The sequence below is a fragment of the uncultured Algibacter sp. genome, from assembly GCF_947490405.1.
Classification (GTDB): domain Bacteria; phylum Bacteroidota; class Bacteroidia; order Flavobacteriales; family Flavobacteriaceae; genus Algibacter_B.
The window spans coordinates 460153-483290 of the sequence record NZ_CANLGU010000002.1 but is presented as its reverse complement, the minus strand read 5'-3'; the positions used below and the strand labels follow the sequence as shown (position 1 = coordinate 483290).

Below are 23138 nucleotides of genomic sequence, written 5' to 3'. Positions count from 1 at the left end.
TTAAGGCATGCCCTTAGTTACTGTAAAAACACCTGTTGTTGCGAAAAAACTATTTCCGAATTATGTTTGGAACATGCCCAGAACTGAGAAAAATATTTATTTGACTTTTGATGATGGACCAACTCCAAAAATTACCAATTGGACTTTAGATATTTTAAAGCAATATAAAGCTAAAGCATCCTTTTTCTGCATTGGAAATAATATTGAAAAGCATTCTGAAATTTTTCAGAATATTTTGAATAATGGGCATGCTATAGGAAACCATACACATAACCATATTAAAGGTTGGAAAACTAAGGCTGGAGATTATTTGACCAATATTGATTTATGTGAATCTGTTTTGAAATCTCAAGTTGTAAGTTCTGAAATCGCAAATCAAAATTCGTTAATCGTAAATCTTTTTAGACCGCCTTATGGGCAAATAACACCAAAACAAGGGAAAAAGCTAATAGCTTTGGGCTATAAAATAATTATGTGGGATATTTTATCTTTTGATTGGGATAAAAGCGTATCGCCTGAGCAATGTTTAGATAATGTTTTAAAGAAAGCCTCAAACGGAAGTATTATTGTCTTTCATGACAGCCTAAAGGCTTCAAAAAATATGCAATATGCTTTACCTAAGGTTTTAGAGCATTTTTCTAAAAAAGGATATTTCTTTAAATCTTTGAATACTATTTGAAGTTTGAATTTGTCTCAAAAGCTAGAAGTAAAAGTGGCATGCTTTTTACTTTACACCAAAAACTGTTTCGATATACATAAAAAAAGCTTGAAGCTCAACTCTTTTGGTAAAGCTCAAAAATTAATAGATTACATATATTCTTGAATAATATCTATTAGCGTATTGGCATTTTGTTCGCCACTTTGGCGCCATTTCATCTCACCATCCTTATAAATAATTAATGTTGGTAGAGTCTTCACCCGAAGTGCTTCTGCAAGCTCCTGGTTTTTTTCAACATCAATTTTTATAACCTTTGCCTTATCACCTAAAGCAGCTGCGACGTCTCTTAAAACAAGATGCATAGACTCAGATTGCGTATTTAATTCTGTGTAGAAATCTAACAAAACTGGAATTTCAACATCTATAAGTTCCCCAAATTTTGACATACTTTTTAATGTTTTAGTTCAAACATCATATACAAACCCATGCAGATTTTAAATAAAAAAAATCTCCTTTCTTTGATAGGTTTGGTCTGACTTTATTGATAAAAATAACAAATTTTTAGAGTAAATATAACATTTCCATGCAATTACGCACTATCAGAGGCTTTTTTAAGTTCTATAACTGTAATTTCTGGCCAAATACCAACCCGCCCCGGATAAGCGTGATAACCAAACCCTCTATTTACATTTATGTATTGATTGTCTTCTTTATACAATCCTGCCCATTGTTTGTATACATACTGTACGGGGCTCCATTTAAAGAAACCTGGAATTTCTATTCCAAATTGTAAACCATGTGTATGACCACTAAGTGTTAAGTGAAAATGCTCTTTATGTGATTTTACTTCGTATTCCCAATGTGATGGGTCATGGCTCATCAATATTTTAAAATCTTCACTAGAAACCGAGCTTATAGCCTTTTCTAAATCTCCAGCTTTTTTAAATTTTTTACCCCAATTTTCAACACCAATTAAAGCTAATCGTTCCCCATCCTTTTCTATAAACCGATTTTCATTAAGTAATAGGTTAAAATCTATCTTATTGTGAATACTTTTTATGGCTTCAAAATTAACTTGTTTAGCTTCTTTTGATGGCCATGATGCATACTCGCCATAATCATGGTTTCCTAATACTGAATACTTACCAAACTTAGGTGTTTTGATGCGCTTAAAGGTATCAATCCAAGGATTCATTTCTTCAGCTCTTGTATTTACAATATCGCCAGTGAATAGTATGAGATCTGTTTCTTGCATATTTATTAAGTCTATGGCGTATTCAATTTTTTCTCTGTCATCAAAACTTCCTGAATGAATGTCACTTATTTGAGTGAGTTTAAATCCATCAAAAGCGTCTGGTAAATCGTCAAACTTTAACGAATATTTTAAAACCTTGTAATTATACCTACCCTTATAAATTCCATACAACAAGGAAGCAAAAGGTATAACTGCTATACCTAAAGCTATTTTACTAACAAAATGCCGTCTACTGGGTAAGTGTTTTTCTGATGTGCCAGAGAAAAAATTATCAGTTATATAATTATAGCCTCCAACCAAGACTCTAACAATATCTTCTCCAAACATTATGAAAAAAAGAACCAATTTTGGGATAAATGAAAGCAAAAACAGCCCCATAGCCCATAGCGTTTTACTTGTTTGTCCTACGCTACGATCATAATTTAAGAATACATACATGAAATAACCATAAACCGCAAGAGAAACAAAGAAATAAACCCACGGCAACCATTGGTGTTTAAATATGGTTTTAAAAGCTTGATAAGCGTATATATCAATAGCTGCAAATACTAATAAGAAAATAATCCAACGTAGCATATTTCTTTTTTCATCAAAGATACTGGTATTACAAGTCAATGCTGTATAAGTAGTTTTTATTTAACTAATTGTTAAGAATTTAGCATACTTATTCTTGTGAAAAGAATTTGAAGCTATTTTTTGAATCTCATTTTACTATCTTAGTTGCATTGATTTTTTAATCAATTTATATTCACTTATCAATACTATTTAAAGTATCAGTTTCTATGAATCATCAAAATAATAAATCTGCCTTAACCACTTTAGTAACCGTATTTTTCTTTTGGGGCTTTATAGCCGCATCAAACGGAGTGTTTATTCCGTTTTGCAAGACCTATTTTAATATTGATCAATTTCAATCGCAATTAGTAGATTTTGCATTTTATGGTGCTTACTATATTGGCGCATTATTGTTGTTTATTTTATCTAGCGCAGTAAAACGCGATATTTTAAACAATTGGGGATATAAAAATGGTATTGTATATGGTTTATTGTTATCTGCAATAGGCGCATTTATTATGTTTCCTGCCACAGCTGGTGCAGAGCAGGGGCAAACTGCAGTATTTTATTTTGTGCTTGTGGTGTTATTTATTGTTGGTTTGGGCTTTTCTTTACAACAAACCGCTGCAAATCCGTTTGCAATTGCATTGGGAGATCCAAAAACAGGCTCTCATCGTTTAAATTTAGCAGGAGGTATTAACTCTTTTGGAACCACCATTGGACCCGTTGTTGTTAGCCTTATAATATTTGGTTCAGCATCGTGGTCTACGAGTGAGTTGGCTAAAATGATTAACAATAACGAGATTACGCTTATTACAGTACAGTGGTTATATGTAGGTGTTGGGGTACTATTTTTGCTTGCTGCTGCGCTATTTTATTTTTCAAAAAAATTACCTGATCTTAAATCTGATACTGCTTTTGAGTCTGCCAATAAAGCTAAAAACTTACTTATTGTTTTAACGCTCATTATTGTTGGGTGTTTTGGTTATATTTTTAGCACATATTCTGGTAATGCTGTTGCCACTGAAGATTTAGAGCAACAACGTTTAATCGTACTTTTCGTAGCGTTATTTGCTGTAATAGTGTCTATTTTTATTGCAAACTCTAGTGCTTCAAAAAAACCTGAAGGTTGGGGCGCAATGAAATATCCACAATTGGTTTTGGGGATGTTAGCCATTTTTACTTATGTTGGTGTAGAAGTAACTATTGGCAGTAATTTGGGAGAATTACTTAAAAAAGGTGTAGGCGATTCTGGATTAAACGGCATAGGTTTACCCGTTTTAAACGATTCTGAATTGGGCAAATACATCTCATTATATTGGGGCGGATTAATGATTGGGCGTTGGGTGGGCGCTATTACGGTTTTTAACCCAAGTAAAGGTTTAAAAAAAGCACTTCAAATTATAGTGCCATATATTGCGCTTGGGGTAATCGTTCTGGTAAATTCTATCAAATACACGTTTTCTACAGACGAAATTTTATTTTTCTCGGTGTGTATCGCTGTTCAAATTTTAGGGTTCTTCTATGCTAAAGATAATCCTGTAAACACATTAAAAACCTTTAGTTTATTAGGTGTTATAGCCATGTTAATTGGGTTGTTTTCTTCAGGAAATATTGCATTGTTTGCCTTTTTGTCTGGTGGATTATTTTGTTCTATTATGTGGCCATGTATTTTCACGTTAAGTATTGCTGGTTTAGGCAAGTATACCTCGCAAGGTTCTGCGTTTTTAGTGATGATGATTCTTGGTGGTGCCATTATTCCTCCAGTACAAGGAAAACTTGCCGATGTTTTCAATATTCAATCCTCTTATTGGATTGCAGTAGCTTGTTTTGCGTATTTGGTATTTTATGCCTTTAGAACCAAAACGGTTTTAGACAAACAAAATGTAACGTATTAACTAATTTACCATAACACAATTAAGCCTAACTTTTTGTAGCTTTGATGTTCTATCAAAACACACAAAATGTCAGACCAAAAACGCCTTTTTTTAGTAGATGCTTACGCTTTAATTTTTAGAGGGTATTATGCGTTCATAAAGAATCCACGAATTAATTCCAAAGGAGAAGACACCTCAGCTATTATGGGATTTATGAATTCGCTTTTAGATGTGATTAAACGCGAGCGCCCAGACCATTTAGCGGTGTGTTTTGATAAAGGCGGAAGTGCCGACCGTTTAGAAATGTACGAAGCTTACAAAGCGAATCGTGATGAAACACCTGAAGGTATAAAAACTGCTGTACCATACATTTATGAAATTTTGAAGGCCATGCACATTCCTATTATGGTTAAGGAAGGTTATGAGGCCGATGATGTGATTGGAACCTTATCGCGACAAGCAGAAAAAGAAGGCTTTAAAACCTTTATGGTGACACCAGATAAGGATTTTGCGCAATTAGTAACCGAAAATATTTTTATGTATCGCCCCGTGTTTGGTGGCGGTTATGAAACTTGGGGCATTCCTGAAGTTCAGAAAAAGTTTGAAGTAACCGACCCTATGCAGGTGATTGACTTTTTGGGTATGATGGGCGACTCTAGTGATAATATTCCAGGATTACCAGGCGTAGGTGAAAAAACTGCTAAAAAGTTTTTAGCGCAGTTTGGGAGTATGGAAGGCCTTTTAGCAAATACCGATCAGCTTAAAGGAAAAATGAAAGAAAAGGTTGAAGCAAATGGCGAATTAGGTTTACTTTCAAAAAAACTAGCAACCATTATGCTAGATGTTCCGGTTGAATTTAATGCGAAAGATTTTGAGTTAGACCATCCAGATGTAGAAAAAGTAAAAACTATTTTCCAAGAATTAGAATTTAGACGATTAACTGATAATTTTGTAAAAACGTTTGCAACCGAAACACCAACAACAAACCAAACCACTGCAACTTCGGAAACATCCGAAACAAAAGCAACACCTAAGGAAGTTACAGCTGCTGGTGCAGGACAATTTTCGTTATTTGGAGCAGATCCTTCAAAAGAAACAGATACTGAAATAAGTGCTGTATCTTCAAGAAAAACGGCTGAAACCGCATCGCATTTTTACCAAAGTGTGGCTTCTGGTATGGCAACTAAGCTATTTATTAAAAACCTAATGAATCAAATCTCAGTATGTTTTGATACTGAAACTACAGGATTAAATCCGCTTACTGCAGAATTGGTTGGTATTGCATTTTCATGGGAAGTTGGTAAAGGATTTTATCTGCCATTTCCTGAAGATAAAGCAGAAGCTCAAGAATTGATAGAGCAACTACGTCCGTTTTTTGAAAGTGAAACTATTGAAAAAGTTGGTCAGAATTTAAAATACGATATCAAAGTTTTAGCCAAGTATAATGTCAATGTAAAAGGTAAATTGTTTGATACCATGTTGGCACATTATCTTATCAATCCAGATATGCGCCACAATATGGATGTATTGGCTGAAACGTACTTAAATTACACACCAATTTCTATTGAAACTTTAATTGGTAAAAAAGGAAAAAACCAATTATCAATGCGCGATGTACCTTTAGAAAAACAAACCGAATATGCGGTTGAAGATGCTGATATTACGTTGCAGTTAAAAGAACATTTTCAAAATGAATTAGGTGAAGCTAACACACAAAAGCTGTTTAATGATATTGAAATTCCGTTGCTTAGAGTTTTGGCGGCTATGGAATTAGAAGGTATTAATCTTGATGAAAAATTTCTGAATTCATTATCTGAAGCGCTAAATAATGACATTGCAACTCTAGAAAAAAATATTTACGATGCTGCAGGAGAAACATTTAATATTGGCTCACCAAAGCAGTTAGGCATTATTTTATTCGAAAAATTAAAACTTGTAGACAAGCCTAAAAAAACCAAAACAGGACAATACGCTACTGGTGAGGAAATTTTAAGTTATTTGGCTAAAGATCATGAGATCATTAAAAACATATTAGAATACAGAGGGCTTTCTAAATTAAAAAGTACTTATGTAGACGCACTTCCTAATCAAGTTGAAGATGCTACAGGGCGTGTACATACCGATTATATGCAAACTGTTGCCGCTACAGGACGATTAAGTAGTAATAACCCTAACCTTCAAAATATTCCTATTAGAACAGAACGAGGTCGTGAAGTTCGAAAGGCATTTATTCCGCGAAGCGAAGATTACATATTATTAGCAGCAGATTATTCGCAAATAGAGCTTCGCATTATCGCCGCACTAAGCAAAGAGGAAACCATGATTGAGGCCTTTAAAAACGGAGAAGATATTCACGCCTCTACCGCTTCAAAAGTATTTAATGTAGGTATAGATGAGGTAACACGTGAGCAACGTAGCAATGCTAAAACGGTAAATTTTGGTATTATTTATGGTGTTTCTGCGTTTGGATTGAGCAACCAAACCGATTTATCAAGAAGCGAAGCTAAAGAACTCATTGATACGTATTATGCAACCTACCCAAAGTTACGTGCCTACATGAGCGAGCAAGTTGATTTTGCTCGCGATAATGGTTATGTGCAAACCGTTTTAGGGCGCCGTCGTTATTTAAAAGACATAAATTCTAGAAATGCTGTGGTTCGTGGTGCAGCAGAGCGTAATGCTGTAAACGCCCCAATACAAGGTAGTGCAGCAGATATTATTAAAATTGCAATGATTAATATTTACAACAAATTACAAGAAGGCAATTATAAAACCAAAATGCTACTACAAGTGCATGATGAATTGGTATTTGATGTGTACAAACCAGAATTAGAAACTATAAAAACCTTAGTTAAAACTGAAATGGAAGATGCTTTTAAAATGGATGTGCCTTTGGATGTTGAAGTGGATACTGGTTTGAATTGGCTACAGGCGCACTAGAGTATCTTTTTTATTATTTCAAATATTTAATCGAAGGATTGTCTCCTCAAGGGAACAATTATTACAGTATATCTTTTACGAAAATTAATATTTCAAACTACTAAACATAACATAAAAACGTTATCTAAAAGGATGTCTTAACTCAAATTAAGAGATTCAGGAGATTTGAAGCGTATTCGTGTAAAATAAGTTCCTCTTTAAAAATTAAATAAAGAGGAACTATATATTATTTTTAATAAAGTTACATATAAGACATTTACTTATATCTCAATAAGTTTTTCAAAAACTAGCTCTGAAGCTATATCTCCCAATTCACCAAAAGGCTCACTTGATACAATGGCTACGCGAGAACTCTCAAATCTAACGGTTGATGAATCTGATAAACCATTTAAGGATGTGAGCGTAAGTATTTCTCCATCAAAATTCCAAGTACCTTCTTGAACTTGACGGTCTAAGCAATCAAAAGTTGGTATATTCGGGTCATTTCCCTCAAATACTTCTTCAACTTGAAATATCTCAAGCGTTACCGTATTGTCTGCTCTTAAATCAATAGATATTAAATTACAGTTTAAATCTTGTAAAGCCTCTTTTAACTCTTGCGCATCCAATTGTTCTTCAACAGGATTACTTTCATCAACAATAATATCGGTTAATACCCAAATTCCAACAATATTGTTATTCTCGATTTCAACCGTGTCGTCTGATGATTTTGAGCATGACAATGTAATTAGAAATAGAGATAAAACAGCAATTTTAATAGTTTTCATATTCGTTTAATTTATGTTCATATACTCGTACATAAGCATAAATTAAAAATGTCATCATTAAAATTTAAAAAAAATTAAGCGTGTGTAGAATGTAAATTAACGCCGCTTCTTCTTACTCTTAAACTTAGCCTTATTTTTTCGTTGATTAAAAGGCACCGCATCGTCAAACGTATGCTTTGGTTTACCTGGTTTGTTTTTACGCCATTTTTCGGTTTTGGCAGGAAGTAGTACATCCAATAAATCTTGACGCCCCAGTTTATTCAACGTGTTTTTAATCCACGCTTTATTTTCATCTTTATACCAAAAGAAAAAACGATGTTGCTCGTCTTTTTCTTTTCTAGTTTTAGGCGTTTTTACCTTTTTTAACGTGTAAGGATGGTATCCACTATAGTAAATTACCGTGGCCACCGTCATAGGTGTAGGCGTAAAACCTTGCACTTGCTCTAACTGAAAGCCCATATCTTTGGTTTCGGCAGCAAGATTAGCCATATCTTCGGCCTCACAAGCAGGGTGATTTGATATAAAGTAAGGTATCAACTGTAGCTTTAAGCCTTTCTTAATATTAATTTTATCAAAACGCTCTTTAAACTTATGAAAATACGTAAACGATGGTTTTCGCATCAGTTTAAGTACAGGGTCGCTAGTATGCTCTGGCGCTACTTTTAAGCGTCCAGAAACGTGTTTTGTCATCACCTCTTCAGTATAATCGTCTAGCTCTTTAGCATCTGCATTTTTATTAAACTCAGGCACCAACATATCATGGCGAATACCAGAACCAATAAACGATTTTTTTACTTTTGGATGACTATCAACCGCTTGGTACAACTCCGTTAACGGTTTATGCGAAGTATCTAAATTACTACATATTACAGGCGAAATACAAGACGGCGCCACACACTTATCGCAAATTTCTTGCACCTTCCCTTTCATTTGATACATGTTTGCCGATGGGCCACCAATATCACTTAAATACCCTTTAAAATCGGGCATATTTGCAACAATATCTACTTCTCTTAAAATAGATGCCTTACTTCGCGAAGCAATAAATTTTCCTTGATGGGCAGAAATAGTACAAAAACTACAACCACCAAAACAACCTCTATGAATATTTATAGACGTTTTAATCATTTCAAACGCTGGTATAGCACCGCGTTTGTTATATTTTGGATGTGGTAAGCGCGTATACGGCAAATCAAAAGACGCATCAATCTCTTGCTCTGTCATGGTTGGATACGGCGGGTTTATCATCAAAACCTTCTCATCTACCTTTTGAAAAATACGGCGCGCCGCCAATTTATTAGATTCCTGCTCTATAATTTTAAAGTTAGAAGCATACTGCTTTTTATCCTTTAAACACAACTCGTGCGAAGCAATCTCAACATCTTCCCAATTACTATTTTTTGGTATTTTGTGGTCCTTTTGTAAAAGTACAGCCGTTTGTTTTACGGTAGTTATACTACTAAATGGCACGCCCTTTTCAAGCAGTCGTACAATTTCACGAAGTGGTTGCTCGCCCATACCATACACCAACATATCTGCTTTAGAGGTTTCCAAAATGGTAGGCATTAACGTATCACTCCAATAATCGTAGTGCGTAACGCGCCTTAAAGACCCTTCAATACCGCCAATTAGCACAGGCGTATCAGGCCATTTTTCTTTTAAAATTTTACTGTAAACGGTAGAGGCATAATCGGGTCTAAAACCAATATCGCCATTGGGTGTGTATGCATCCTTATCGCGTCGTTTTTTATTAGCGTTATAGTTGCTCACCATGGGGTCCATACAACCACCAGTAACACCAAAAAACAAGCGCGGTTTCCCCAATTTCACAAAATCCTGTAAATTATCGTTCACGTTAGGTTGCGGTACAATAGCCACACGCAGTCCAAAACTCTCTAGCAATCGTCCAATAACCGCAGGCCCAAACGTTGGGTGGTCCACATAGGCATCACCGCTAAATAGTATAACATCTAGCGCTTCCCATCCGCGAATTTTCACCTCTTTGTTTGTGGTAGGCAACCAATCTGAAAGTTTTAACTCCTGCATAGCATTGCAAAAATAGGCAAAAATCGTGGCTTCCTAAGTATATACAAACTATTTAGGGCGTTACCCCGCAAAAAGGCGGGGTCGCGCTTTCCGCTATATCTTTTTTTCGTGCCTCAAAAAAGGATGCCGCTACAATCGCTAACGCGGACGTACTTGCCAGCATAAATCCTTTAAACTTAAATCACATCATATTTTTAAGTAATTTTGTGCGCAATTAACGCGCATGAGTATTATTTCAAAAGACATATCAAAAGCCGTTGCTTTATTAAATAATGAGGAACTAGTGGCAATTCCAACAGAAACCGTGTATGGTTTAGCTGGTAATATTTATAGTAAAACGGCTATAACATCAATTTTTACAACCAAGCAACGCCCACTATTCAACCCGTTAATAGTACATATTCCGTCAATTCATCATCTTGATACTATTGTAAGTGCCATACCAGAAAAAGCAACACAATTAGCTCGCGCATTTTGGCCTGGGTCGCTAACCTTGGTGCTTCCTAAAAAAGATACCATTCCAGACATTATTACAGCGGGTAAAACTACCGTGGCGGTTCGCGTGCCAAATCACCCCGTAACTTTAGAGCTTTTAAAACAGCTCGAATTTCCTTTGGCAGCACCTAGCGCAAACCCGTTTAATAGAATTAGCCCCACAACAGCACAACATGTAGATGCCTATTTTAAAGATGCTATAAAAATGGTTTTAGATGGTGGCGCGTGCAAAAATGGTATAGAATCTACCATTGTAGGTTTTGAAAATAACGAACCTATTATTTACCGTTTAGGGTCCATTTCTGTAGAAGATATTGAAGCTGTAGTTGGCACAATTACTATTAAAAATAAAAAAGAAAATAATCCTGAAGCACCAGGAATGCTAGATAAACATTACGCGCCAACAACACCAACCGTTTTATCGCATGATATTTTAGAGACGCTAACAAAATACCCTAACAAACGTGTGGGTATCTTAACATTTAAAGAGCAATTAAAAAATGATAAGGTAACGCACCAAATTACAGTATCTAAAACAGGAGATCTGGCAGAAGCGACTTCTAAATTATATGAAGCCTTACACCAACTAGATGAACTTAATTTAGATGTAATTATCGTAGAAGTTTTCCCAGACTACGGTTTAGGTAAATCTATAAATGATAGGTTGCAACGGGCAGCTTTTAACGGTTAAAATTTTGCTGTAAAAAATTATTTAAAAAGAAAAGAGTACCTCTTTAATACGATTTAAAGAGGTACTCCTTTTAGTAAATTAGTGCCGTATAACTATTCTTTTTGTCTCTACTTTACTAGCAATAGTACTACGTAATAGATATACTCCATCTGGGATACTACTAAGATCTACTCTTGTTTTTTCTGATTGTGTTTTCTCGATTATTTTTAATGAAATTCCTAAAACATTAATAATTTCAATCTTACTACTTTTGTGTCCATAAACATCAATAAAAGCATCTGAAGGATTAGGGATTACTCTTAAAGTGGCAATACTCGCTGATTGAGTACTACTTGAAAGTGTTTTAGGCTCTGATTTGCTTGAGACTCCATTCGCATTCGGGTCAATTATATTTATATCTAATGTAATAACACAACCAAATTCTGACTCTATAGCATAAATTCCAGATTGCGATAACTCTACATCGCCTAAATTGTAATTATCGCCTACCTCACTACCATCTGGCAAGATTATGGTAAGGTCTACTCCATTAGGTAAAGCACTCAGAATAACCTCATCGCCTACCTCTACATCAATAGCATCCGATCCACTTTGCCATACTCCATTTATCTTGTACTCTTGTGTTAATGGATTTGTTACACACGCTAAATCATCAGTTATGGTAACACTCAATGTTTTTATACATCCGAATTCTGACTCAAAAGTATATAATCCAGACTGAGACGTTGTAACACTTCCCATATCGTAATCTCCAGTTTCAACTGTTCCTCCAGGTAAAGTAATTGTAAATTCGTCATTTTGAACTATACCTAGCACAAGAGTATCTCCTTCTGCTATAGTAATTTGTCCTGTTCCACTTCCTGAAACACCATTAATAACATAATCTACATCCATTGGATTACTAGTACATGCAGGGTCGGCATTAGGATCTTCAACATTTATATTTAATGTGATAACACACCCGAATTCTGACTCTATAGTATAAATTCCTGATTGCGTAACTTCTACATCGCCTAGGCTATAATTATCTCCTACCTCACTACCATCAGGTAAAGTTATGGTAAGGTCTACCTCATTTGGTAAAGCACTTAAGATAACTTCATCACCAACTTCAACATTAATAACATCTGATCCACTTTGCCATACTCCATTTATCTTGTATTCTTGCGTTAATGGATTTGTTACACATGCTGAGTCATCTGTTATGATGACATTCAATGTTTTTATACATCCAAACTCAGATTCAAAAGTATATAACCCCGACTGAGATGTTATAACACTACCCATATCAAAATCTCCAGTTTGAATTCCTCCTCCTGGTAAAGTAATCGTAAAGCTATCACTTTGAGTGATACCCAATATTAATTCATCACCCTCAATTAACGCTATAGTTTCTAAACCAATTCCTAAAACACCATTTATACTGTATTCAACATTCATTGGATTAGATACACATACAGGGTCTTGCTCATTAACAATTATATCTAAGGTTTCTATACATCCTAAGTCTGATTCAAAACTATACAAACCAGATTGAGATGTTGTAACATTACCTAAGTCATAATCTCCAATTACATCAGACCCATTTGGTAATGTGATTGTAAAGCCACCACTTTGAATGATACTCAATATTAACTCATCACCCTCTGTTAAAGTTATAGTTTCCAAATCACTTCCCGAAACACTGTTGATAATATATTCAATATCAATAGGGTTAGTGATACATGGGTTAGCATCTGGGTCTTCTATATTTATATCTAATGTTATTATGCATCCAAATTCTGACTCAATAGTATAAACTCCTGATTGTGATAATTCAACATCTCCTAAACTGTAATTATCACCTACCTCGCTACCATCTGGCAAGATTATGGTAAGGCCTACTCCATTTGGTAAAGCACTCAGAATAACCTCATCACCTACCTCTACATCAATAGCATCCGATCCACTTTGCCATACTCCATTTATCTTGTACTCTTGTGTTAGTGGATTTGTTACACAAACTGAATCATCAGTTATAGTAATGTTTAATGTTTTAATGCATCCGAATTCTGACTCAAAAGTATATAATCCTGATTGTGATAATGTGACACTACCTAAATTATAATCACCTGTTTCAACTGTTCCGTCTGGTAAAGTGATTGTAAATGTGTCACTTTGATTTATGCCCAATACCAACGTATCTCCTTCTGCAATAGTAATTTGTTCTGATCCACTTCCAGAAACACCATTAATAATATAGTCTACGTCCATTGGATTACTAGTACATGCAGGGTCGGCATTAGGATCTTCAACATTTATATTTAATGTGATAACACACCCGAATTCTGACTCTATAGTATAAACTCCTGATTGCGTAACTTCTACATCGCCTAGGCTATAATTATCTCCTACCTCACTACCATCAGGTAAAGTTATGGTAAGGTCTACCTCATTTGGTAAAGCACTTAAGATAACTTCATCACCAACTTCAACATTAATAACATCTGATCCACTTTGCCATACTCCATTTATCTTGTATTCTTGCGTTAATGGATTTGTTACACACACGGTATCATCAGTAATGGTAACATTTAATGTTTTTATACAACCTAAATCAGATTCAAAAGTATACTCCCCCGATTGTGAGGTTGTCACACTTCCTAAATCATAATTTCCCGTTTCAACTGTTCCATCTGGCAAAATAATTGTAAATCCATCAGTAGCTCCGAGTATACTTAGTACAAGTGTGTCTCCTTCTGCAATTATAATACTTTCAGAAGCGCTATCAGAAATTCCATTAACAATATATTCTGGAAAGATTTCAGTATCGCCTTCACAAGGCAATGGTGGCATTCCATTAACTATAATTTGTAAACTTACCTCACAACCATAAACTGAAGTTAATTTATAAACTCCTGCATCACCGAAATCTACAGTACCTAAATCAAAATTATCTCCTACTCTAGTTCCATCGGGTAAGGTAATTGTAAGCCCTTCTATATTAGGTAATGCACTTAAAACAACTTCATCACCTACATTAACATTAATAACTTCTTCTCCACTTAACCAAACACCGTTTATATTATATTCTTGTGTATGATCATCACATGTTTGTTCTGCAAAAACCTTTAGATCTATTGTTTTGGCACATCCATCTATGGTTGTAAAAGCATAGGTACCCGTATCTACTATTTCCACTAAACCGTCTCCAAAATAAGTGTCTATTTTATAAGCCGTTGTATCTTCAAAATTTGGAAAATCATTTACAGAGCTAAAAGTAGGACCATCTACTACAGGCAATGTAACCATATATTCTTTGTTACCTGGAATTACAGCTCTTATAAAAACTTCTACACCCTCAGCAACTTCTACATAATCTCCATCAACCCAATCACCATCTGTTCCTATTTTATATTGTGTAATTATATTCTCAACAGTACAGTCATAAAGAGTATTATCTTCTTGTAATCCTAATTTATAATAATACTCTATCACTTCAGGTCTATGTGCTTTGTTGAATACTTTAAGCTCATCAATCTTTCCATTTAATTCATCAGTAATACCACTACCATTACCTATAATTCTTCTATCATAAAAACCAGAAGTAGTAAAAGAAGAAAAATATTGTTCTACGGTTTCAAGAGTTATTTCTCCAGTTATGTAACCAGAATTTATTTCCACACCGTTTGCATAGAGTCTTGCAATATTACCATCATAAGTAGCTGCCATATGAACCCATGTTTGGGGCGGAGTATAGCCTGAAAACAATCGGACATGAGAACCATCTGTTGTTGGAAATGCCCATTTATATAGACTGTTATGAAAACCAAAGAATAAATCTGGATAATCGTTAGTTAATATACTTGCGTTGAAGACAATATCATCTCTGTACACCCAAGCCATAACTGTAATCTCATTGGCTATTGTGCCCATTGAGGCAGAATACGGAATTTCTACAAGGGTATTACTATCGTGTTCACTCCCGTCTGTTTCAAGTGCATTACCTTTAAAACCATCTGTACTCCAATAATTTTGTGTTAAATCTACTGAATTAGCATTATTATCCCGCTCTACGATTGTTGCATCATTATGGTATATAGAAAAGTCTTCTATTATACTTCCAGCACCCTCTTCAAATCTTAAGTCTAGCACCAATGTTGGGTCATTCTCGATAGGAATAACTGAACCAATTTTTACACTTTCAGCAATTGAAGGCACACCATTATTATCTATAGCAAATAGCATATAAATTCCAGGAGGTAGTAATTCTCTATTAGGAATAGATACTGAGTAATCACCGCCATTAGAGCTAAAAGAAACAGGAATACGTCTTTGCTCATTATTAGTACTATGTGTTGCTGAAGAAAAACGAACAAGGCTAAATTCTTGAATGTTAGGTGAACCTGCAACTGTTATTTGGCTATCATAATCTGCAGCTTCAGGAGCACTAATTGTTGGTCTTGTTGCTAAAGTTCCATCAGAATTAAATAAATATGCTGGACTATATATTTCTGCGCTAAAATGGTTTACGCAATCTGGAACTGGGCCTGCACACAAACCTCCTCCCCCAACAAAAACACGTCCATCTTGCATCAAAATAGCCACACTATGGTAAGTTCTGGCTTCCTGCATAGCAGCTGTGTAAGACCATGTATTGGTTTGAGGATTGAAAAGTTCACCTGCATAACTTGCTCCTTCATCTGTAAATACAGATCCAGAATCTAAACCTCCTGTTATTAAGACTGTTCCATCTGGTAAAACTGTAGTATTGTGCATAGCTCTGGCTTCGTTAAGCCCAGGAACTTTTGTAACTGATGGAATTTCTGAGTTAATATCAATAACATAAGAAAGATCAGAAGCGGGTGCTCCCATACTGTAAGTTCTTGCTCCGCCTGTTTTTAAAACCTTACCAATATCAAACATAGCCGCATTACCATTCATTGAATAGACATCATCTAATCTACTACCTAAGTCTTGAACTTGTGGATTACTAATATCATTTACATCTATCCAATGCATATTAGTACCGGGTCCAGCATGAAAAATCTTACCATTTGGAGCAGGGATTAACCAAGCATGATTATCTGTTCTATAAATCTGCTGTGAAGGATCAGGATCATCTAAATTTGGATCATTCCCATCAGTTAATAATATACCCGGTAATGATGGCATTCCTATCCAACCCGTATTAGGCGTCCATATTTCTGCATACTTACCTCCACGTTCACCTGCCCAAGAGCCTCCAATAGTAAACACAGAACCATCAGATAAGGTTACATTTCCTTGATACCCTCTAGGTACATTCATCTCATCTGCAACAGTCCACAAACCTGTTTGGTAATCATAAAGACTTGTTTTTTCGCTTGAGCTTCCTCCTGCTGCTAAAATTCTGCCATCTGGTAAGTTATTGATACCAGGACAAAACATATCGTGATTTGTATTAGACTCTGTACTTGGTTCAGCTACCCCATCAGTTCCTTGAAAAGGATCAAATATTTGAGTATAGGTATGACCATCTGCTCCACCATAAGTATCCTTATATTTGGAAGACCATACTATTAGTTTTCCATCGGGAAGATTAGCAGCAGCCACAGGAACAATATCGAAAACGATAGGATCACTCCATTGCCCATCTTGTGATGGGTTTTGTGCATTTATTTTTAAAGGCAGCAAAAAGCTTAACCCAAAAAATAATAATATAAAATGAAAGTATTTTTTTTTCATGACAGAGAGATTTAGAGGCTTGAGCAAGAAATATTTAGCTCAAAAAAAATTCATTAAAATTAACCTAATCTAATAGCTATCAACGAAAGTAAAAAAATAAATCAATGGCATACATAGTATTCGTTATTTGACAGAAAAAACCGTTAAATTTCAAATTTTTGATTTCTAAGTGGTTAACTCGTATTGTTCTCAACTTATTAATTTAAAATAATCATTAACAATTAAATACAATCAATAATTTTATATAAGAATATTATCCTATTTTTTATGAAACAAAAACTACAATAAAATCAAAAAAAATGAACGCTGATTAAAGTACTAAACAGTATATAAAATAATATCTCTTCACTATTTGGTAATCAAATATATAATCGTAAATTTGCAAACTCTTTTTGAGAGAGGAATGTTTAATAATTAAAAAATCAAAGTGTGGACACATTAAGCTACAAAACGATTTCAGCAAACAAAGCTACTGTAAATAAGGAGTGGGTTTTGGTTGATGCTGAAGGTCAAGCGCTTGGTCGTTTAGCTTCTAAAGTTGCAAAACTTTTAAGAGGTAAGCACAAGCCAAACTTCACACCTCATGTTGATTGCGGAGATAATGTTATCATTATTAATGCAGAAAAAATCACGTTATCTGGTAACAAATGGACTGATAAGTCATACATTCGTCACACAGGTTACCCAGGGGGTCAAAGAAGTTTAACTGCTACTGAGTTGTATGGGAAAGACCCAGCAAGAGTAGTGGAAAAATCAGTTAAAGGAATGTTACCTAAAAACAAATTAGGTGCAGATTTATTCCGTAACCTAACAGTTGTTGTTGGTACAGAGCACAAACACGACGCTCAAAAACCAAAAGCAATTAACTTAAACGAATTCAAATAATGGATGTAATTCACAAAATTGGCCGTAGAAAAACGGCTGTTGCGCGCGCTTATGTTGCCCCAGGAAAAGGTAACATTACAATTAATAAAAAAGACTTAGCTAACTATTTTACTACTGCTACTTTACAGTACAAGGTAAAACAACCATTAGCTTTGACTAACAATGACGCCAACTTTGATATTACAGTTAATGTATATGGAGGTGGTATTACTGGACAAGCAGAAGCTGTTCGTTTAGCAATTTCTCGTGCAATGTGCGAGGTAGATGCTGAAAACAGACTAACACTTAAGCCAGAAGGTTTATTAACAAGAGATCCAAGAATGGTAGAGCGTAAAAAATTCGGTCAGAAGAAAGCTCGTAAGAAGTTCCAATTCTCTAAACGTTAATATCCTGGACTTGGTTCAGGATCTGTATTTCAGATTCCTTTATCATTTTCAAAACAAAATAATAAATTAAAAACAGTTATTGTTGTCCTGGTGAAAAACAGGATTTAGTTTAGCATCTAAATGGTTAAGGCGAATTGAAAAATGACCACTTAATCATTGCTAATTCAACAGAACGTAAACTATTACAAAATGGCAGTAGAAGTAAAAGAATTACTTGAAGCAGGTGTACACTTCGGACACCTTACACGTAAGTGGGACCCAAATATGGCACCTTACGTATATATGGAGCGTAACGGTATCCATATTATAAACCTATACAAAACAGCGGCTAAAATTGACGAAGCTGGAGCAGCACTTGCGAAAATTGCTGCATCAGGACGTAAAATTTTATTCGTTGCAACAAAAAAACAAGCAAAAGATATTGTTGCTGAAAAAGCTGGAGAAATTAACATGCCTTACATCACTGAAAGATGGCCGGGTGGAATGTTAACAAACTTTGTTACTATTAGAAAAGCGGTTAAAAAAATGGCTTCTATTGATAGAATGAAGAAAGACGGTACTTTCATGACTTTATCTAAAAAAGAGCGTTTACAAGTTGATCGTTTAAGAGCTAAATTAGAGAAAAACTTAGGTTCTATTAGCGATATGACACGTTTACCAGGTGCTTTATTTGTTGTAGATATTAAGCGTGAGCACATCGCGATTAAAGAAGCTCAAAAATTAAACATTCCAATTTTTGCAATGGTTGATACCAACTCTGACCCACGTCAGGTTGATTATGTAATACCTGCAAATGATGACGCTTCTAAATCGATAGATAAAATCTTAACGCATGTAGCATCTGCAGTATCTGGTGGATTAGCTGAACGCAAAGCTGAAAAAGAAGCTGCTGCAGCACCAAAAGAGGAAGCTCCAAAAGCTAAGAAAGCTGCACCAGCCAAAAAAGCTGTTGCCGAAGAAGAAGAAGAAGAATAAATAACATAATACACACAAATAAGTCGTTTAGTTCTTTTTCTACATTGAAAATAAATTAAACGACTTTTTAAATTATAATAATTATGAGTACTACTGTAAAAGTTACAGCCCAAGAGGTAAATAAATTAAGACAAGCTACTGGCGCAGGAATGATGGACTGCAAGAAAGCTTTAGTAGAAGCTGGAGGTGATTTTGATAAAGCTATTGAAGTGCTTCGTAAAAAAGGACAAAAAGTAGCTGAAAAAAGAGCTGACAGAGATTCTTCTGAAGGCGCTGCAGTTTCAAAAATTAACGCAGACCAAACAGAAGGTGTTGCCATTGTACTAGGATGTGAAACTGATTTTGTTGGTAAAAACGAAAACTTTTTAGCATTGGCTAACCAATTAGCTGACATAGCATTAAACACAGAATCTAAAGAGGAATTTTTAGCTGCTAATTTTGACGGTATGACAGTTGCTGAAAAATTAGTTGAGCAAACTGGTGTTATTGGTGAGAAATTAGAAATCAACGCTTTTGAGAAATTACAAGCTGCTTATGTTGGTACTTACGTTCACATTAACAAAATTGCTGCTTTAGTAGGATTATCTGCTAAGGTTGATAATGCTGATGTTTTAGTTAAAGACGTAGCAATGCAAGTAGCTTCTATGGGAGCAACTTCATTATCTTATAAAGATTTTGATCCTGCCTATGTTGCATCAGAAACTGAAGCTAGAATTGCTGTTATTGAAAAAGACAATATTGAATTAGGACGTTTAGGGAAAACTCTAAAAAATGTTCCTAAATATATTTCTATGGCTCAATTAACGCCTGAAGTTATTGCTGAAGCTGAAGAAGCTGCAAAAGCTGAATTAAAAGCTGAAGGTAAACCAGAACAAATCTGGGATAGAATTTTACCAGGTAAAATGGAACGTTTCATTTCTGATAATACAACTTTAGATCAAGAACAATGTTTACTTGACCAAAAGTTTATTAAAGATGAAAAGAAAACTGTTGCTGAATACGTTTCTTCTTATGGAGACGTTGAAATCTCAGGTTTCAAACGTGCTTCAGTAGGATAAAACTTCCGCGAAAGCGAAAACAAAATAAAAATCACACCACTATTCTAATTGAGAATAGTGGTTTTTTTATGCTTAAATTCTAGGATTATAAAAATTCAAAAAATAAAAAAATTACGTAGTTTTGCACAACTTCAGTTAGCAAACAATGAAATACAAAAGAATACTCCTCAAATTATCAGGCGAAGCCTTAATGGGAAATCGTCAATACGGTATAGACCCTGAACGATTAGCAGAATATGCCCAAGACATAAAAACTATTACAAATAAAGGTATAGAAGTTGCCATAGTCATTGGTGGTGGAAATATTTTTAGAGGCTTAGCTGGAGCTAGCAAAGGAATGGATCGTGTGCAAGGAGATCACATGGGGATGCTTGCAACTGTTATTAACGGTTTAGCCTTACAAGGCGCATTAGAAGATGCTGATATTCCAACTCGATTACAAACAGCCATAAAAATAAACGAAGTTGCTGAGCCTTTTATTAGAAGAAAAGCGATGCGTCATTTAGAAAAAGGTCGTGTTGTAATTTTTGGTGGTGGTACAGGAAACCCTTATTTCACCACAGATTCTGCAGCTGTTTTAAGGGCTATAGAAATTGAAGCTGATGTTATTTTAAAAGGAACACGTGTTGATGGTATTTACAATACAGACCCTGAAAAAGATACTACAGCTATTAAATTTAATTCTATTTCTTTTGATGATGTTTTAAGAAAAGGATTAAAAGTAATGGATACAACAGCTTTCACATTAAGTCAAGAAAATAAGCTACCTATTATAGTTTTTGATATGAATAAAAAAGGTAATTTACTCAAAGTGGTTTCAGGTGAAAATATTGGAACTGTTGTAAACGTATAATAATTGGCGTAGTTTTTGGATACGTATATATAATTTGAAATAAAAGTTTAAGACAATGAACGAAGACATACAATTTATATTAGATACCACAAAAGAGGCAATGGACAACGCTATTGCTCATCTTAAAAAACAATTTTTAAACATTAGAGCAGGTAAAGCAAGTCCTGCTATGTTAGGAAGTGTTATGGTCGATTATTATGGCACTCAAACACCACTCAGTCAAGTGGCTAATGTTAATACTCCTGATGGCAGAACCATTACCGTTCAACCATGGGAAAAAAGCATGCTTCAAGAAATTGAACGTGGTATTGCCTATGCAAACTTAGGTTTTAACCCAATGAATAATGGAGAAACTATAATTATAAATGTACCGCCATTAACAGAAGAGCGCCGTAGAGATTTGGCTAAACAAGCCAAGGCAGAAACCGAAGATGCTAAAGTAAGCATCAGAAGTGCTCGTAAAGATGCCATGAATGATATCAAAAAGAACGATGACATCTCTGAAGATTTAAAGAAAAATGCTGAAATTGATATACAACAAATAACAGATAATCACGTTAAAATTGTTGATGAACTTTTCGATAATAAAGAAAAAGAAATCATGACCGTATAACTTATAAAGCGACTAAAATGTCGCTTTTTTTATATAAATTTTCTAGTTTCTGGATTTCTTGCAAATGGTTAAGCGTTATTATACTTTCTTTTTTTTAATGTGTGCTACTATTTTGCAAGCGCAATCATATCATAAAAAACACTTAGAACCTAAACAAGACTCTATAAAAAAGAAAGAATTACTTAAGAGTCTGGGAAACGGATTTTTACCCTCAAAATACTTCAACGCAGATTTAAGATACCTTATAAAGTTTAACCAATACGAAGGAATTAGAACAGGTATTGGTGGCCTTACAAACGAAGCTTTTTCAAAAAAATATAGATTTAATAGTTATGTAGTATATGGTTTCAAAGACCACCGCTTTAAATATAGTATAGGCGGTGGATTTAGATTATCCGATAAATCGAACACTTGGATCAATTTATCTTATACAGATGATTTACAAGAAACAGGGAGCACAAAATTCTTAACTGACAAACGGTTTTTTCAATTCTTTGAACCTCGCTTATTAAATATCGACTTATTCCATAAACACATCACAAAATCATTAAGTTTAGAACACAGAATAACCCCTAAATTACTTTCTAAAACAGAATTCTCAGTAAGCAACGTAAACCCTACTTACAGCTATAACTTTATTTCTGATGGTGAAAGTATAAGTTCTTTTCATTTAAGTAGTACAAAAATAGGACTTCAATGGAATCCATTTAACACGTTTAAAGTCTCAAATAAAAATACCGAGGAAATAGAAGATGGTTATCCTAAATTTACGCTTCAGTATTCAAAATTTTTTAATGATGTTTTAGGAAGTAATTTTGGTTTTTCTAAATTAGATTTTAGAGCTATTCATAAAATAGGAAATGAGAACGATGCGTTTTCAGAAATAACTGTGGTTTCAGGAATTGCCCGAGGCAATACACCTTTGACTCATTTGTACCACGCATACCCCAATAACATCACCAAAGAAACGATACTACAACGCTTTTCTGTGGCTGGCCTAAATAGTTTTGAGACGATGTATTTCAATGAATTCTTTTCAGATAAATTTGCCACATTTCAACTGAAGCATTATTTAAAACCTTTTAGTATCTCTGCAAGATATAAACCGCAAATGGTCTTAATAACTCGGTATGCTGTTGGAGATATGAATAGCCCTGAGAGACATCAAAATATTTCATTCGGTTCGTTAAAAAAAGGATATACAGAATCTGGTTTTGAACTGAATAAACTACTCTTTGGTTTTGGTTTAAGCTTTACGTATCGCTATGGTGCATATCATTTACCAAACTTTGAAGATAATATTGCATTTAAATTTACATTTAACGTCTCATTATGAGGTATTATACTTGTTTTTTCTACCTTTGCGCATCTTTTAACT

General features: G+C 34.6%; 16 protein-coding genes. 11 read left to right on the top strand and 5 right to left on the bottom strand.

Going from position 1 to position 23138, the window contains the following annotated elements; translation table 11 throughout:
* Positions 1 to 7 precede the first annotated feature (7 nt).
* Positions 8 to 679 (top strand): polysaccharide deacetylase family protein, encoded by a 672-nt coding sequence (locus Q0772_RS06075; RefSeq protein WP_298341473.1) that lies wholly within the window; start codon positions 8 to 10, stop codon positions 677 to 679.
* Positions 680 to 807: 128 nt separating this feature from the next.
* Here the strand turns inward: Q0772_RS06075 and Q0772_RS06070 are convergent, their stop codons facing one another.
* Positions 808 to 1104 (bottom strand): thioredoxin family protein, encoded by a 297-nt coding sequence (locus Q0772_RS06070; protein WP_298341471.1) that lies wholly within the window; start codon positions 1102 to 1104, stop codon positions 808 to 810.
* A 143-nt stretch (positions 1105 to 1247) separates the two neighbouring features.
* Positions 1248 to 2489: a metallophosphoesterase gene (locus Q0772_RS06065; protein ID WP_298341468.1), complete on the bottom strand. Its 1242-nt coding sequence runs from the start codon at positions 2487 to 2489 to the stop codon at positions 1248 to 1250.
* 206 nt (positions 2490 to 2695) lie between these two features.
* Here Q0772_RS06065 and Q0772_RS06060 point away from each other — a divergent pair, with 206 nt between their 5' ends.
* Both Q0772_RS06060 and polA read left to right on the top strand, forming a co-directional pair.
* Complete coding sequence (locus Q0772_RS06060) at positions 2696 to 4366, top strand: MFS transporter (protein ID WP_298341465.1); 1671 nt, start codon at positions 2696 to 2698, stop codon at positions 4364 to 4366.
* Between the two features lie 66 nt (positions 4367 to 4432).
* A complete protein-coding gene (gene polA, locus Q0772_RS06055; RefSeq protein WP_298341463.1) occupies positions 4433 to 7285 on the top strand; it encodes a DNA polymerase I in 2853 nt (950 codons plus the stop codon).
* A gap of 260 nt (positions 7286 to 7545) precedes the next feature.
* On the opposite strand, the gene Q0772_RS06050 is transcribed toward polA, so the two are convergent.
* On the bottom strand, positions 7546 to 8052 hold the full coding sequence (locus Q0772_RS06050) for a hypothetical protein (protein ID WP_298341459.1): 507 nt from the start codon (positions 8050 to 8052) through the stop codon (positions 7546 to 7548).
* A gap of 96 nt (positions 8053 to 8148) precedes the next feature.
* Entirely contained in the window at positions 8149 to 10098 is a 1950-nt protein-coding gene (locus tag Q0772_RS06045) for a YgiQ family radical SAM protein (RefSeq protein WP_298341456.1), read from the bottom strand.
* A gap of 223 nt (positions 10099 to 10321) precedes the next feature.
* On the opposite strand from Q0772_RS06045, the gene Q0772_RS06040 reads away from it, so the two are divergent.
* Entirely contained in the window at positions 10322 to 11284 is a 963-nt protein-coding gene (locus Q0772_RS06040) for an L-threonylcarbamoyladenylate synthase (RefSeq protein WP_298341453.1), read from the top strand.
* 78 nt (positions 11285 to 11362) lie between these two features.
* Here the strand turns inward: Q0772_RS06040 and Q0772_RS06035 are convergent, their stop codons facing one another.
* Positions 11363 to 16990 (bottom strand): galactose oxidase-like domain-containing protein, encoded by a 5628-nt coding sequence (locus Q0772_RS06035; protein WP_298341450.1) that lies wholly within the window; start codon positions 16988 to 16990, stop codon positions 11363 to 11365.
* A gap of 429 nt (positions 16991 to 17419) precedes the next feature.
* On the opposite strand from Q0772_RS06035, the gene rplM reads away from it, so the two are divergent.
* From rplM to Q0772_RS06000, 7 genes are all read left to right on the top strand, one after another.
* Entirely contained in the window at positions 17420 to 17875 is a 456-nt protein-coding gene (rplM, locus tag Q0772_RS06030) for a 50S ribosomal protein L13 (RefSeq protein ID WP_298341448.1), read from the top strand.
* A complete protein-coding gene (gene rpsI, locus Q0772_RS06025; protein ID WP_298341445.1) occupies positions 17875 to 18261 on the top strand; it encodes a 30S ribosomal protein S9 in 387 nt (128 codons plus the stop codon). Before rplM ends, rpsI begins: the two co-directional genes overlap by 1 nt.
* 189 nt (positions 18262 to 18450) lie before the next feature.
* The gene (gene rpsB / locus Q0772_RS06020) at positions 18451 to 19236 is read left to right on the top strand and encodes a 30S ribosomal protein S2 (protein ID WP_298341442.1); all 786 of its coding nucleotides are present in this window, start codon (positions 18451 to 18453) and stop codon (positions 19234 to 19236) included.
* Positions 19237 to 19319: 83 nt separating this feature from the next.
* Positions 19320 to 20294, top strand: a complete 975-nt coding sequence (tsf, locus tag Q0772_RS06015; protein ID WP_298341438.1) for a translation elongation factor Ts — start codon at positions 19320 to 19322, stop codon at positions 20292 to 20294.
* A 145-nt stretch (positions 20295 to 20439) separates the two neighbouring features.
* The gene (gene pyrH, locus Q0772_RS06010; RefSeq protein WP_298341436.1) at positions 20440 to 21147 is read left to right on the top strand and encodes a UMP kinase; all 708 of its coding nucleotides are present in this window, start codon (positions 20440 to 20442) and stop codon (positions 21145 to 21147) included.
* 55 nt (positions 21148 to 21202) lie between these two features.
* A complete protein-coding gene (frr, locus tag Q0772_RS06005) occupies positions 21203 to 21760 on the top strand; it encodes a ribosome recycling factor (RefSeq protein WP_298341432.1) in 558 nt (185 codons plus the stop codon).
* Positions 21761 to 21857: 97 nt separating this feature from the next.
* Positions 21858 to 23096 carry a DUF5686 family protein gene (locus tag Q0772_RS06000; protein ID WP_298341429.1) on the top strand — a complete coding sequence of 413 codons (1239 nt, stop codon included), beginning with the start codon at positions 21858 to 21860 and terminating at the stop codon, positions 23094 to 23096.
* Positions 23097 to 23138: the final 42 nt, after the last annotated feature.